We start from the raw sequence: 14,838 nt of genomic DNA on the forward strand, positions 1-14,838 counted from the left end.
GTCACGTCGGCTCCCTCAGGACCGGGGCGGGCTGCCGGCGGCCCGGGGGAGGGCGTCCGGGGTGCTCGGGGCGCTCGGGGTGCTCGGGGTGCTCAGGGTGCTCGGGGTACTTGTGGTACTCGGGGCGCTCGCGGTACTCGGGGCGCTCATGGTGTTCGGAGCAAGAGCTTCTCCCGTACGCCCCGCCCGCGCCAGCCGCCGGCGCCGCGTGCTGCCGGGGATGCGGTGCAGGCGGTACGAACCGGGGGCACCGGCCTCGCCCGCCAGGTGTGCGACGATGCCCGCGCAGACCTTCTCCTTGAGCTTCGCGCCGGCGCGCCCGTCGATGTGGAACCGGACGGCGGTGTCGCGGCGGGCGAACTGGAAGATGCCCTCCTGCCGCCCGAGGCTGATGCACTGGCCCGCGAAGGACTCGTTGAGGGGCTCGGGCCGTTCCCCCGCGATCCGGGCGAGCACGGTGTCGGCGGCCCGCGCGCCCAGCGGGATCGCGGCCTGGCAGCTCATCCGCAGCGGCAGGCCCGAGGGCGCCGCCGAGTCCCCGGCCGCGACGACGCGCTCGTCGTCCACACTGGTCAGCGTCTCGTCGGTGAGCAGGCGGCCCAGGGCGTCGGTGCTCAGTCCGCTGCGCGCGGCCAGGTCGGGCACGCCGAATCCGGCCGTCCAGATCGTCACCGCGCTCGGCAGCTCGCGGCCGTCGGCGAGCCGTACGGCCTCGCGGGTCACTTCGGTGACCTTCGTACCGGGGCCGTCGAGGACGGTGACTCCGAGCCGGGCCATCCGCCGGGCGACGGAGCGCCGGCCCCGGGCGTGCAGGTACGGGCCGAGCACGCCGCCGCAGACCAGGGTGACGGCACGGCCGGCCTCCGCCAGCTCGGCGGCGGTCTCGATGCCGGTCGGACCGGCTCCGACGACCGCCACCGGCGCCGTCGCGGGCACGGCGTCGAGGGCCGGCCGCAGCCGCTCGGCGTCCTCCAGGGAGGCGATCGGGCGGGCGAACCCGGCGGCCCCCGGGACGCCCGGGTCGGCGCTCCCGCTGCCCACGGCGTAGACGAGGTAGTCGTAACCGAGCGTGCCGCCGTCGGCCAGCGTCAGGCGGCGCCCGGCGGTGTCGATCCGCTCGACGCTGCCGACCGTCAGCCGGACGCGCCCGCCCAGCACCTCCGGGAAGCCGACGACCGCCTCGCCGGTCCCGCCCACCAGTTGGTGCAGCCGGACCCGGTGGACGAACGACGGACGCGGGTTGACCAGCGTCACGGTCACGTCGTCGCGTCGCGTCAGCCGGTTGGCCGCCATGACACCGGCGTACCCGCCGCCGATCACGACCACTTCGGTGTTCCCGGTCATGGTGTCTCCTCCATGTCAAGGGATCCGTCCAAGGGATCCGCCCTCTTCGATTTCAAGGGGTTCGCCCTCAAGACACCGCGCGCCCGTCTTCTGTGACACCTTCCGCACCGCGTGACGCGGATCACTCCCGGGGAGTACCGCACAGGTTTACCCGGCATCAACTCACCGTGGGACGCGCGCGGACGCGGCCGGACCCTAACGTCTTCCCTGTCCATGACCGACCCGTGAGTCACCGGGACCGGGCCGCACGCGGCCGGAACCGGTGCGGTCCGAGGGGGATCACATGTTCCGTCCACGCAGGAAGCCCGCGTCCGTCGTCGCGGCCGCCACCGCCGCGCTCTTCGCCGCGGGCCTCGCCCTCGCGCCGGGCGCCTCCGCCGACGCCTTCCGCTGCGGCTCGTCCGGCAGCGACCCCAGGGCCTGGTGCGCCTACGTGCAGAAGGCCCCCAACGGCCTGAAGGTCCACAGCAGGCCGAGCACGACCTCCACCACCCTGTGGACCCTGGCCAACGGCGCCAAGGTCGAGGTCGACTGCTGGACCACCGGCACCTCCGTCAACGGCTACGACGTCTGGGCCGGCCTCTACACCGCCTCCGGCTACCGCTACGTCAGCGACTACTACCTGACCACGGGCCGCATCCAGAACTACGTGGGCCACTGCTGACCACACCCGATACGCCCCGCGTGCGCGGTACGGGGGTCCGCGCACGCGGGGCCCTTCCGTCCCGACGGCCCCCGGGTGCGGGATCACGGCCGTGGACCGGCTGACGGAGGCACACGGGTGGGGGCTCATGGTCGCGTTCCACGAGCCCGAGCCGGCCTCCAGGGCGGGAGCCGACCCCGCGCTCCCCGAAGCCGAGACGGCCGCCGTCCTGACCCGGGCCGGCGTCCCCGCCTGACCACCGAGCGGAACCACCCGGCCTGCCCGGCCCATCCGGTCCGTCCGGTCCGTCCGGGACCGGACGCCGAGGGCGGAACCCGGTCTCCGGGGCCCGTCAGCTCGAAGGTCCGCCCCGTCGCGGTCTCCGCCACCACCGCCACCCCGCAGGCCGGTCCACCGGGCCCGAACGACGAGGAGACGGCGCTTCGGCCTCCTTCGACCTCGGCAGGAACAGCTCCAGCCGCACCCGCTCGGCGGCTATCACCTCCTGCTGCTCGTTGTACCTGATGGTCAGGGAGAAGTCGTGGAGGGCGGAGCGGTCCGAGGCGATCGTGACGAGGAACCGGTCGGCCTCGCCGCTCTGCACGAACTGGGAGAGGGGCACCGCGACCCTGTAGTCACTGCGGGCGGAGGGGAGGACCGTCGAGTACCGGTGGGCGGGCGGCAGGTAGCCCCCGATCCTGGGCGAGCCGTCGTCGGTCAGGTCCAGACGGCCCCGCACCGGGTTCGCCGCACGGACCGGGGCGCCGTCCGGACCCGGGTGGGTGTATTCGAGCCGCCCCACGACGAAGGCCCCGCCCTGCTCGGCGAAGGGACCGAGGGCGGCGTCCAGCAGCGCACGACCCCGGACCGAATGCCGCTCCGGGCCGACCAGCCTGCGGACCGCCGCCGGGTCGGCGCCGCAGGACCGCAGCGCGCCGGCCACCGGCCAATGCGTGCGGCGCCGCCCGCCCCGCCCCCCGCTCTCGACGAGATCGGCGGAGCGCAGCACGAACGGACCACCGATCCGCCGGGCCGTCGTTCCCGGGGCGGCGAAGAGCGAGAAGGTGAGGGTGCAGTCCTCCATCCGCCCCCAACCGTCGTTCCGGAGGACGATGTCAGTGCCTCGGCAGAAGAGGACCGGGACGGCCCGCAGGTCCGGTTCGGAGGACCTGACCTGGAGGACCGCCTCGTGGAGCAGTACCGCTTCCGCGGTGTTGTTGACCACCTTGACGTCCAGGACCGGCCACCGGTGGGACCCGGGGCTGCCTTCCAGCAGTCCGCCCGCCCTCAGGCGGCCCAGGTAGTCGTCGGCCGGGCGGATCTCCGTGTCCTGCCCCTGTCCCGTCATCTCGTAGGACATGGCGAACGCGGGGGCCCCGTCGGAGGTGACGCCCAGGACCACGGTCGGCCGGGCGGGTCTGGACGGGTCGGGTGCGAAGTGGATGCCACCGTGGACCGTGGTGGCGTTGACGGTGACGGGGCTGGTGGCCCCGGAGCGGTTCAGCCCTGTGTCCGCTCCGGCCGGGTAGGGGAGTTGATCACGGCGCCTCCGTTGATCACCCCGGCGGCGATCGAGCCCGGCATGCTGCGGATCTCGACGTCACCGCCCACGGACAGACCGCCGTCACCGCTGGAGGTGCCTCCGTCACCGGGCAGGGCGCCGGCCAGCAGCGCCCTGAGCTCCTCCGCCGCCCGCTCGCGCTGTGCGGCGCCCTGCACCGCCTCCAGCGCGGCCTCGAACCGGGCCCTCCAGAGGGCCTCGTGGTACGCGGCGACCTCGGCGAGCCGGTCGGGCGCCGCCTGCCCGAGCAACCGCGCGGTCTCGTCCAGGAGCTCGAGCTCACCCGTCACCCGCGAGCCGTCCGAACGGCCGAACCACCCGGCGACCCGTTCTCTCGTACCGGTCCACGCATCGGTGGCGGCGGCCTGCACCACCGCCGCACCCCCGGCCGCGGCCAACGCCGCCAGAGCCTCAGTCAGCATCGTTCCTCCTTCGAGTCGCCCGATCGACTGCGCACGGTCGGATCATAGGACGTTCACTCCCACCAACTCCCCTTCTCGATCAGCCGGTTGGCAACCCGAGAACTCATTCCCGGCCAGGCAGGAAGCCGGTCGTCGAGCATGACGACGTGCACGCCTCCCCAGAACCCGCGCGCTCCTTCGGCGGCTCCGTGACCGGCGCATCCGGAGCCCTTGCCCCGGCACGACCGCCTCCGGAGCCCTTGCCCCGGCACGACCGCCTCCGGCCGAAAATCGCCCCTGACCAGCAAAAAGCCCCTCCCGAAGGAGACGGCCCGCCATGTGCCCTCCGGCAGGCTCGAAGCTTCGGCCGCCTACCCGGAGGACACGTGACGGATGGGGAGCGGGGTGGCTCCGACCTGCGTTTCTCGTGTCCGCCGACGGCTACTCCACGTCGACGCCGTACCCGCGCACGAGGGTCTCCAGACCGTGGTCGTACCCCTGGCCGACGGCGCGGAAGCGCCACCGCGGGCCCCGGCGGTAGATCTCGGCGAGGAGCAGGGTGCGTTCGCTGGTGGCGGCGTCCAGGGTGGCCTGGGCCGTGGCAGGCGCGTCGACGCCCGGCGCGAGGGTGAGTCGGACCGCTCCGATGTCCCCGAAGGTCGGGGCACCGTCGACGGCGGCGGCGATCGCGATCCTGTGGACGGCCGGAGACAGCGCCGCGAGGTCGACGGCGATCGTCTGCTCGGTCGGGCCGTCGCAGAGGAGACGGACGGTCCCGTCGGGGCTTTCCGGGGCGCTGTGGAAGACGAAGTCCCCGTCGCAGGAGACCTGCTCGTCCTCGTCGAGGACGAGGGCGACGACGTCGATCTCGCAGGTGGCCTGCTGGGCCCAGGAGGCGCTCACGTGCCAGCGGCCGGTGGTGGACGGTGCGGGGAGGTCGAGGACTCCGCCGCGCGGCAGGACGTCGGTCGTCGCGCCGGCCGGGGCGGGGGTCCCGAGGGGCTCGGCCGGATCGGGGACCGGCGCTCCGAGCCAGGCGGGCTCGCGGACCGGCAGCCCCAGCGAGGAGACGCGGGCCATGCGGCGGTCTCGTTCGCCCCCGGGAAAGAGGACGACGTCGGTGACGCTCGCCGAGAGGTTGATCGCGGCGGCACCTCCCATGTCCACGATCCGGGCCCGGGCGGCGGACGCCTCCTCGTGGGTGCCGCCCAGGACCAGGACCCGGCGATGCCCGAACGGCTTGACGGGCCGCGTGGGCCCGGGCACCGGCACGTCCGTGACGACGGCGGCGGCCGGGGCGGTCACGGGAGGCGGCGTCGGCGTCGCGGGCGGGGATGCGGCCTCCGGGGCCTCCCGCGGCGCCTGGTTCCCGTGTGGCGTCCCGGGGCGCACCTCGCCCAGCAGCTTCAGGAAGGTGTGCTCGTCGACGACCGGGACGCCCTCGGCGATCGCGCGCCGTGCCTTCGCCGAGCCCGAGGCCGCGTCGTTGGTGACGAGGACGCCGGTGTGCCGGCTGACCGACGACATGACGTTCAGACCGGCGGCGACGGCTCGGGCCACCAGCTCGGCACGAGAGGTCGCGGTCTCGCCCGTGACGGCGATCTTCATGCCCTGGACGAGCGGGCCGCCGGGCGCCGGGCGGCCGGGGTTCCGGTAGGCGCACGGGGTCTTCGGCGGTTTCGGCGCGAACTGCGGGTCCTGCCGGGGCGGGCAGGACACCAGCGGCAGCGGGACGTCGAGCCGCGCGGCTTCGGAGAGGGAGGACCGGAAGATTCCCGCGAGGACACGGGCATCGTCCAGCGCGTCATGGGCGTTGGTCTGCGGCACGCCGTAGTGGGCGGCCAACGACGCCAGGCTGAGGTCCGCGGCGGGCGGCTCCACGCGCCGGTTCAGGGCCAGGGTGCACAGACGCCGGGAGACCGGGAGGTGGAGCCGGGCGCGGGCGAACTCATGGGCCAGGAAGTCGTAGTCGAACTGCGCGTTGTGGGCCACCATGACGCGGTCCTGCAGGAGCGCGCCGATCCGCCCGGCCACCTGTTCGAAGGTCGGGGCGCCGCTCAGCCGTTCCGCGGTCAGGCCGTGGACGTGCACGGGGCCGGGGTCGCAGCCCGGGTTCAGCAGGGTGGAGTACGCGCCGTTCTGGACCCCGTCCGGCCCGAAGGTGAGCACCGCGACCGAGAGGACCCGATCGCGCCGGGCGACCAGGCCGGACGTCTCGACGTCGACCAGGGCCCAGTCGTACGCGTAGTCGGGCAGGCGGGACACGTCGAGCGTGGTGAGGAGGGACACGGCAGCAAGGATGATCCGGACACGATCGCCACTTCAACCGGAATGCCGTTTTGCCTCTTCTGCCTCACGGGAAGCCGCCCCTGAACTTCGGGCCGCTTTCGGGAGGAGCACGTGGCGGAAGGCGCCCGCGCCCGGCCGCCACCGGCCGGATCCGGCCTCCCCGCCCCTCCGCCCGGCCGTCCCGCCGATGACCGAAAGGCGTTCTTGACCAGCACGAAGACCCTCCCGAAGGAGGGCCCGGCCGTACAGGAAAAGCGCCCCCGGCAGGACTCGAACCTGCGGCCAAGTGCTTAGAAGGCACCTGCTCTATCCACTGAGCTACGGGGGCCGGGTGGTGGCCGTGTGGCCAGGAGCCCCTGGTGGGTGGGGTGTGGCCTGCCGGGACAAGGATAGGGCTCCGATCGCCTTGGCCCGGTTGCTTCACCTGCGTGGCACGTTGTGTAGGTTCGGTGAAGCGGAACGATAATCGCAGGCAGGTGCGATTCGCGCAGCGCTTTTCGCATCGCTCGGGGCGGGTGTTGTGCACTCGTTATGCCCCGTCTTCCGGTCACCGCCCTTTTCTTCGGCGCGCAGGGCCCCCATACGCTTCAAAAACACTCATAAATTGGGCATTCTTCGCATGTGGTGACCTTGGACGAACGGCCTCAGCTCATCGACGCACTCTCCGCCCTGCGCGACCGTGTCGCCGCCGTGCGCCTCCCCCTCCCGCTCCCCGGCGCGGATCGCGCCCGCCAGAACCGGGTCGAGCTGCTCGCCCAGCTCGACGACTACCTGGTGCCACGGCTGAAGGACCCCGACGCCCCGCTCCTCGCCGTCGTCGGCGGCTCCACCGGGGCCGGGAAGTCCACCCTCGTCAACTCCCTCGTGGGGCGGCGCGTCAGCGAGGCCGGTGTGCTCAGGCCCACCACCCGCACGCCCGTCCTCGTGTGCCACCCCGAGGACCACCACTGGTTCGCCGGAATGCGCGTCCTCCGGCAGCTCACCCGCGTCTGGCTGCCCCAGGCCGACGAGGACCACCCCGCCGACGAACCCGACCCCGGCGAGAACGCCCTCCGCGTCGAGACCGCCTCCTCCCTGCCCCGGGGCCTCGCCCTGCTCGACTCGCCCGACATCGACTCCCTCGTCGTCGAGAACCGCCTCCTCGCCGCCGAGTTGATCTGCGCCGCCGACATCTGGGTCATGGTCACCACCGCCTCCCGGTACGCCGACGCCGTCCCCTGGCACCTCCTCCGTACCGCCAAGGAGTACGACGCCACCCTCGTCACCGTCCTCGACCGCGTCCCCCACCAGGTCATCGGTGAGGTCTCCCGCCAGTACGGCGCGCTGCTCGACCGGGCCGGGCTCGGCGAGGTGCCCCGCTTCACCATCCCCGAGCTGCCCGAGTCCACCGGCGGCGGCAGCGGACTGCTGCCCGACAGCGCCGTCACCGCCCTCCGCGGCTGGCTCGCCCACCGCGCCCAGGACCCGGCCGCCCACCAGCAGGCCGCCGACCGGACCGCCTTCGGCGTCATCGACTCCCTCGACACCCGGCTGCCCGAGCTGGCGGGCGCGGTCTCCGCCCAGTACGCCGCCGCCGTACGCCTCGGCGGCGTCGTCGAGACCGCCTACCACGAGCAGGGCAGACGGGTCCGCAAGCAGCTCGGCCGCGGCGCCGTCCTCGCCGGCGACGCCCGCGCCCGCTGGCGCGCCTACCCCCGCGACAGCACCGCCGACGAGCTCTTGGACGCCCTCGCCGAATCCCTCGCCGCCCTCCTCCACTGCGCGGTCTCCGCCGCCGAGGAGCGGGTGCGGGACGCCTGGCGCCACGAGCCCGCCGCCGAGGCCCTCGACCCGGTGCGGACCTGCGCCGACCGGGAGACCGGCGAGCGGATCGGCGTCGAGGTGCGCCGCTGGCGCCGCGTGCTCGAAGAACTGGCCGACGAGGAGGTACGGGCCGTCGAACGCCCCGCCGGCTCCCGCGGCCCCCTCCCCGAGGCCGACACCGTCGCCGTCCTCCTCGCCGCCTCCCTCCTCGGCGGCCGCCGCACCCGCGCCGCCGGGGAGCGCCTCGCCGAACTCCTCGGCGCCCAGGTCGCCCTGCGGCTGCGCGACAAGGGCGGCGAACTGGTCGTCTCGTACGTCGACCGTGTCCTGCACGCCGAACGCGACCGGCGCCTCGCCCCCCTCGACGCGCTCGACGTGACCCCCGAGCCGCAGGCGGAGCTGATCGCCGCGCTCTCCGTACTGCAGAAGGAGAAGTGACGTGCAGCTCGAAGACGGGCGCAAGCGGGACCTCGGCCGGGACCGGCACCTCGATCGGGACCGGCACCTCGATCGGGACCGGCACCTCGGCCGTGACCACGACCCCGGCCGCGAACCCGGCCGTGACCAGGGTCGCTGGGACGACGGGCTGATCGCGCGCCGCGCGGGCGAACGCGCCATCGCCCTCAAGGAGGAACCCACGAAGGCCCCCGGGGGAGACGGCGGTACGGATCCCGACGAGGACGCGGTCTCCTCCTTCGGCGGGCACTACGGCCGCCCCCTCCGCCACCGCCTCGACGCCCTCCACGAGCTCGTCGGCCTCTCACGCGCGCGCGTGGAGAGCGACGCCCTCGCCGAGGCCGGGCGCGTCCTCGACGAGGCCGCCGCCCGCCAGCGGCTCTCCTCCCGGCACACCGTCATCGCCCTCGCGGGACCCACCGGAAGCGGCAAGTCCACGCTCTTCAACGCCCTCGCCGGCGTCGCCGTCTCCGAGACCGGCCTGCGCCGCCCCACCACCGCCGCGCCCATCGCGCTGAGCTGGTCCGAGGGCGCCGCCGGGCTCCTCGACCGGCTCGCCATCCCCAACCGGCTGCGCCGCCGGCCCCTCGCGGGCGGCACCGGCGACACCGGACTCCAGGGCCTCGTCCTCGTCGACCTGCCCGACCACGACTCGGCCGTCACCGCCCACCGCGACCAGGTCGACCGGGTCCTCGGCCTCGTCGACGCCGTCATCTGGGTCGTCGACCCCGAGAAGTACGCCGACGCCGCCCTCCACGAGCGCTACCTCCGCCCCCTCTCCGGACACGCCGAGGTCACCTTCGTCGTCCTCAACCAGATCGACCGGCTCGGCACCGACGCCGTCGACCTCGTCCTCGACGACCTGCGCCGCCTCCTCGACGAGGACGGCGTGGCCCTCGGCGAGCACGGCGAACCCGGCGCCACCGTCCTCGCCCTCTCCGCCCTGACCGGCGAGGGCGTCCCCGAACTGCGCGAACTCGTCGCCCGCCTCGTCCAGGAGAAGGCCGCCCCCGAGCGCCGCCTCTCCGCCGACATCGACGCCGCCGCCGCCGGGCTGCGCCCCGCGTACGTCGCCGAGGGGCGCTCCGGCCTCGACGAGCGCGCCCGGGACGCCTTCACGGACCGCCTCGCCGCCGCCGTCGGCGCCCAGGCCGCCGGCGAGGCCGCCGAGCGGGTCTGGCGCCGGGGCGCCATCCGCGCCTGCGGCACCCCCTGGCTGCGGCTCTACCGCTGGTACGAGCGCAAGCGCGCGCACGGCTCCACCGACCCGCACCTGACGCCCCCGGCCGAGGAGGAGCTGACGGCACGCCAGCGCGTGGAGCAGGCCGTCCGGTTCGTCGCCGACGACGCCTCGCGCGGCCTTCCGGCCCCGTGGGCACAGGCCGTGCGCGAGGCGGCGACGCGCGGGGCGGACGGCCTCCCCGAGGCCCTGGACGAACTGACCGCCTCCCTCGGCGACCCGGCCGCCCGGCCGCCCCGGCCCGCCTGGTGGCCCGCGGCCGTCCTCGCCCAGGTCGTGATGACGCTCCTCCAGGTCTTCGGCGCGCTCTGGCTGGTGGGGCAGATCCTCGGCGTCCTGGAGCCCGGACTGCTCCCGCCGGTCCTCGTGATGCTCGCCGGCATCGTGGGCGGCCCGCTCGTCGAATGGGCCTGCGAGGGCGCGGCGAAGGGGCCGGCGCGCCGGTACGGGCAGGAGGCCGAGCGCCGGCTGCGCGAGGCGGCCGCCGCCTGCGGCCGGGCCCGGGTGCTCGACCCGGTGGCGGCCGAGCTGGTGCGCTACCGCGAGGTGCGCGAGCAGTACGCGACGGTGGTCGGCAGCCGCACGCCGGTCCGGGTCGTGGGCGGACACCGCTCCGGTACGAGGCGCCTGGGCGCCACCCGCGCGGGCGCGCGGGGGAGGTGACCGGGTCCCGTCCCCCTCGCCGTTCTCACCCTTCCGGGTAAGGGAGTTGTCCACTGGTACGGGGTTTTCCACAGGCTCCGGCGGGATCTTCCGGCTCGCCCCACCATGAGGACGGAAGGGCGCCCGGCCGAAGGGCGTCCCGTGGAGACGTAGGGGGCGGACCATGAACGACACGACCGTGACGCTCGTCGGCAACGTGGCGACGGCGGTGGAGTACCGGGAGACGGTGACGGGCGGGGTGGCCCGTTTCCGGTTCGCGGTGACCGCGCGCCGCTGGGACCGGGAGCGGAACCTCTGGTCCGACGGGAGCACCAGCTTCTACACGGTGTCGGCCTGGCGCTCCCTGGGCGCCAACCTCGCGGCCTCGGTCTCGGTCGGGGAACCGCTCGTGGTGCACGGCCGGTTGAGGGTGCGGGAGGACGAGCGCGACGGACAGCGCAAGACCTTCGTGGACGTGGACGCGCTGGCCGTGGGCCACGACCTGACCCGGGGGACGGCGGCCTTCCGGCGCGCGGCCCGGACCGAGTCCCGGGCACGGACGGACGGGACGCCGCACGCCGGTTCCGATTCGGGTTCCGATTCCGGTTTCGGTTCCGTGCTCGGGCCGGCGACGGCGACGGAGGCGGATCCGTGGACGGTGGCGGTGGCGGGAACAGTGGGGGAAGCGGCGGCCGGGGCGGAAGCGCGAGGGGCGGCGGAAACGATGTCTTCCGGGGCGGAGAACAGGAGAAAGGACGACGAAACGAGTGCGGAACACCAACTGGTGATCGTTTCCTGACGTTGCGTCATGGCGATTTGTCGACCAACTCGACCTGCGTGATAACGATTCCGAGTCGGAACGGTTATCTGACCGTATGGCCGGGCAGGCGAAGCTTTCGCCTCCCTAGGATTCCCGGGTACTCATGTGGCACGTGAGCCCATCGAGTCTGTGAGTCTGTCGGCGTGCGCTCCCCCCACGCAGAACAACGCTGTTCGCGGAGCGGCCCGCCCGGAGGGGAAACCAATGTCTTCAGTTCGTGGGCGGGGCGCCGCGCGTCGCCTCGCCGCCGCCGCACTGGTCTCGGGGCTCGTCGCCGTCGGCACGACGGTCATGGCCGGACCGGCGCTGGCCGACGAGGCCCCGGGCGCCGGTGGCGTCAGGGCGAAGCTCGGCAACCTCTCCAAGGAGGAGTCCGCCGGCGTCGTCATCTCCGAGAAGGACGGCTCCGAGTGGTCCGTCCGGGGCGGCCTCTTCGCCATGGACGTCGAGGGCGGCGGCTCGCTCTTCACCTACTGCATCGACCTGCGCACCCCCGCGAAGCACGACTTCGGCTACAAGGAGGTCGGCTGGGACCAGTCGTCCCTCCACGACAACGACGACGCGGGCAAGATCCTCTGGATCCTGGAGAACGGCTACCCGAAGCTCTCCACCAAGGACCTCGGCGACAAGGTCGGCGCGGACCTCTCCAAGAGCGAGGCCGCCGCGGGCACCCAGGCCGCGATCTGGACCCTCTCGGACGACGTCGAGGCCACGCCGAAGGACGGGGACGCCCGGAAGCTGACCGCGTACCTGCTGAAGAACGCCAAGGCGCTCAAGGAGCCCAAGCCCTCCCTGAGCCTCTCGCTGTCCTCCGTCGCCGGAAAGTCCGGTGAGAGGCTCGGCCCGATCACGGTCGACACCAACGTCGCGAACGAGGGCGTCAAGGTCGCCGCCGTCCCCGGCACCCCCACCGGCGTCGAGATCGTGAACAAGGCCGGCGCGCCGGTCACCACCGCCTCCAACGGAGACGAGATCTTCTTCGACGTTCCCGACGGCACCCCCGACGGCACCGCCGAGCTGGCCGTCGAGGCCACCACCAAGGTGCAGCTCGGCCGCGCCTTCGTCTCCGTCGACGGCCCGTCGCAGACCCTGATCCTGGCCGGCTCCAGCGATTCCACCGTGGCCGCCAAGGCCACCGCCGCCTGGGCCAAGAAGGGCGCCGTCCCGGCCGTCACGGTCGCCAAGGACTGCGCCAAGGGCGGCCTGGAGGTCATCGCCTCCAACGAGGGCGACGAGGACTGGACCTTCGACCTGAAGGGCACCTCCTACACCGTCGCCGGCGGCGAGACCAGGACCATCGCGGTCGAGCTCGCCGAGGACGAGGCGTACCACTTCACCGTCACCGGCCCGAACGGCTTCAAGCAGACCTTCGAGGGCGTCCTGGACTGCGAGACGGCCACTCCCCGCCCGACGCCTTCCGGGACCACCCCCGCCGCGGAGCCCTCCACCCCGGCCTCGCCCTCCCCGTCCACCACGGGCGGCGCCACCGGCGGTGACACCACCGGCGGCGCGGCCGGCGACACCACCACCGGCACCACCACCGGCGGCGGCCTCGCCGCGACCGGCAGCTCCAACGCCACCCCGATGATCGCCGGCATCGCCGCCGCGCTCGTCGTGATCGGCGGCGGCGCGGTGTTCTTCCTCCGCAAGAAGAAGACCACCGATCGCTGAGCCCGGACCCGAGCCCAATCCCGACCCGGACCCGAGCCCAATTCCGACCCCGGACCCGACCCCATGAAGTGACGTGCGTCACACGGCGCCCTCCCCGTGACCCCCGCACGACCCCGGACCGCACCCAGGTCCGGGGTCGTCGCACGTCCGGGCGCCGAAGATCGCCCGCACCACCCCTCCGGCGCCGGTCTCCCGGCCCCGCGCACGGGGCCCGCGGTCTCACCGGTTTCCGCCCGGGGGTGGCGGTCAGGCAAGATGGGGTGTATCTGCCCACTCACTCTTTGCCGGACGGTTTCTCTTGGCTGAGTACATCTACACCATGCGCAAGACGCGCAAGGCGCACGGCGACAAGGTCATCCTCGATGACGTGACGCTGAGCTTCCTGCCCGGTGCGAAGATCGGTGTGGTCGGCCCGAACGGCGCCGGTAAGTCCACCGTGCTGAAGATCATGGCCGGCCTGGAGCAGCCCTCCAACGGCGATGCCTTCCTGTCGCCCGGATACTCCGTCGGCATCCTCATGCAGGAGCCGAAGCTCGACGAGTCCAAGACGGTCCTGGAGAACGTCGAGGACGGCGTCGCCGAGATCAAGGGCAAGCTCAACCGGTTCAACGCGATCGCCGAGGAAATGGCGACGAACTACACCGACGAGCTCATGGAGGAGATGGGCAAGCTCCAGGACGACCTGGACCACGCCAACGCGTGGGACCTCGACGCCCAGCTCGAGCAGGCCATGGACGCCCTGGGCTGCCCGCCCGGCGACTGGCCGGTCAACAACCTCTCCGGTGGCGAGAAGCGCCGCGTCGCGCTCTGCAAGCTGCTCCTGGAGGCCCCCGACCTCCTGCTGCTCGACGAGCCCACCAACCACCTCGACGCCGAGTCCGTGAACTGGCTGGAGCAGCACCTCGCCCAGTACAAGGGCACCGTCGTGGCCATCACCCACGACCGGTACTTCCTCGACAACGTCGCCGAGTGGATCCTGGAGCTCGACCGCGGCCGCGCCCACCCGTACGAGGGCAACTACTCGACCTACCTCCAGAAGAAGGCCGAGCGCCTCAAGGTCGAGGGCCGCAAGGACGAGAAGCGCCAGAAGCGCCTCAAGGAAGAGCTGGAGTGGGTCCGCTCCAACGCCAAGGGCCGCCAGGCCAAGTCCAAGGCCCGCCTCGCCCGCTACGAGGAGATGGCCGCCGAGGCCGACAAGATGCGGAAGCTGGACTTCGAGGAGATCCAGATCCCGCCGGGCCCGCGCCTGGGCTCCGTCGTCGTCGAGGTCAACAACCTCTCCAAGGCCTTCGGCGACAAGGTCCTCATCGACGACCTGAGCTTCACCCTGCCGCGCAACGGCATCGTCGGCATCATCGGCCCGAACGGCGCCGGCAAGACCACGCTCTTCAAGATGATCCAGGGCTTCGAGAAGCCCGACGCCGGCGACATCAAGATCGGCGAGACCGTCAAGATCTCGTACGTCGACCAGGGCCGCTCCAACATCGACCCCAAGAAGACGCTGTGGGCCGTCGTCTCCGACGAGCTGGACTACATCAACGTCGGCCAGGTCGAGATGCCGTCCCGCGCCTATGTCTCCGCGTTCGGCTTCAAGGGCCCGGACCAGCAGAAGCCGGCCGGCGTGCTCTCCGGCGGCGAGCGCAACCGCCTCAACCTCGCGCTCACCCTCAAGCAGGGCGGCAATCTGCTGCTCCTCGACGAGCCCACCAACGACCTCGACGTCGAGACCCTGTCCTCCCTGGAGAACGCGCTCCTCGACTTCCCCGGCTGCGCCGTGGTCGTCTCCCACGACCGCTGGTTCCTCGACCGGGTCGCCACGCACATCCTGGCGTACGAGGGCGACTCCAAGTGGTTCTGGTTCGAGGGCAACTTCGAGGCGTACGAGAAGAACAAGATCGAGCGGCTCGGTCCGGACGCGACCCGTCCGCACCGCGCCACCCACAAGAAGCTGACCCGGGGCTGACGGTC

At 73.0% G+C, this 14,838-nt stretch carries 11 protein-coding genes and 1 tRNA gene; 7 read left to right on the forward strand and 5 right to left on the reverse strand.

Annotated features, from left to right (window positions below; translation table 11 throughout):
- Positions 1–15 precede the first annotated feature (15 nt).
- The gene (locus ACFYNX_RS06505) at positions 16–1,344 is read right to left on the reverse strand and encodes an NAD(P)/FAD-dependent oxidoreductase (protein ID WP_388658347.1); all 1,329 of its coding nucleotides are present in this window, start codon (positions 1,342–1,344) and stop codon (positions 16–18) included.
- 283 nt (positions 1,345–1,627) lie between these two features.
- On the opposite strand from ACFYNX_RS06505, the gene ACFYNX_RS06510 reads away from it, so the two are divergent.
- Positions 1,628–2,008, forward strand: coding sequence for an SH3 domain-containing protein (locus tag ACFYNX_RS06510; RefSeq protein WP_365538421.1), 381 nt, complete (start codon positions 1,628–1,630; stop codon positions 2,006–2,008).
- Between the two features lie 91 nt (positions 2,009–2,099).
- A complete protein-coding gene (locus tag ACFYNX_RS06515) occupies positions 2,100–2,243 on the forward strand; it encodes a hypothetical protein (RefSeq protein ID WP_388658350.1) in 144 nt (47 codons plus the stop codon).
- A gap of 96 nt (positions 2,244–2,339) precedes the next feature.
- Here ACFYNX_RS06515 and ACFYNX_RS06520 read toward each other — a convergent pair whose 3' ends face one another.
- The 4 genes from ACFYNX_RS06520 to ACFYNX_RS06535 all read right to left on the reverse strand — a co-directional run bounded on the left by ACFYNX_RS06520 (position 2,340) and on the right by ACFYNX_RS06535 (position 6,566).
- Positions 2,340–3,389: a hypothetical protein gene (locus ACFYNX_RS06520; protein ID WP_388658353.1), complete on the reverse strand. Its 1,050-nt coding sequence runs from the start codon at positions 3,387–3,389 to the stop codon at positions 2,340–2,342.
- A gap of 98 nt (positions 3,390–3,487) precedes the next feature.
- Positions 3,488–3,970 (reverse strand): hypothetical protein, encoded by a 483-nt coding sequence (locus ACFYNX_RS06525; RefSeq protein WP_388658356.1) that lies wholly within the window; start codon positions 3,968–3,970, stop codon positions 3,488–3,490.
- Between the two features lie 420 nt (positions 3,971–4,390).
- Positions 4,391–6,238 carry a TerD family protein gene (locus tag ACFYNX_RS06530; protein WP_388658358.1) on the reverse strand — a complete coding sequence of 616 codons (1,848 nt, stop codon included), beginning with the start codon at positions 6,236–6,238 and terminating at the stop codon, positions 4,391–4,393.
- A 255-nt stretch (positions 6,239–6,493) separates the two neighbouring features.
- Positions 6,494–6,566 (reverse strand) — tRNA-Arg (locus ACFYNX_RS06535).
- Between the two features lie 302 nt (positions 6,567–6,868).
- On the opposite strand from ACFYNX_RS06535, the gene ACFYNX_RS06540 reads away from it, so the two are divergent.
- From ACFYNX_RS06540 to ettA, 5 genes are all read left to right on the forward strand, one after another.
- Positions 6,869–8,479 (forward strand): dynamin family protein, encoded by a 1,611-nt coding sequence (locus ACFYNX_RS06540; protein ID WP_388658361.1) that lies wholly within the window; start codon positions 6,869–6,871, stop codon positions 8,477–8,479.
- Between the two features lies 1 nt (position 8,480).
- A complete protein-coding gene (locus ACFYNX_RS06545) occupies positions 8,481–10,400 on the forward strand; it encodes a GTPase (protein WP_388658364.1) in 1,920 nt (639 codons plus the stop codon).
- Positions 10,401–10,563: 163 nt separating this feature from the next.
- Entirely contained in the window at positions 10,564–11,178 is a 615-nt protein-coding gene (locus ACFYNX_RS06550; RefSeq protein WP_388658367.1) for a single-stranded DNA-binding protein, read from the forward strand.
- A gap of 225 nt (positions 11,179–11,403) precedes the next feature.
- Entirely contained in the window at positions 11,404–12,870 is a 1,467-nt protein-coding gene (locus tag ACFYNX_RS06555) for a Cys-Gln thioester bond-forming surface protein (RefSeq protein ID WP_388658370.1), read from the forward strand.
- A 298-nt stretch (positions 12,871–13,168) separates the two neighbouring features.
- Entirely contained in the window at positions 13,169–14,833 is a 1,665-nt protein-coding gene (gene ettA / locus ACFYNX_RS06560) for an energy-dependent translational throttle protein EttA (RefSeq protein ID WP_125667080.1), read from the forward strand.
- Positions 14,834–14,838: the final 5 nt, after the last annotated feature.

It is taken from the genome of Streptomyces sp. NPDC007872, from assembly GCF_042868165.1.
GTDB lineage: Bacteria > Actinomycetota > Actinomycetes > Streptomycetales > Streptomycetaceae > Streptomyces.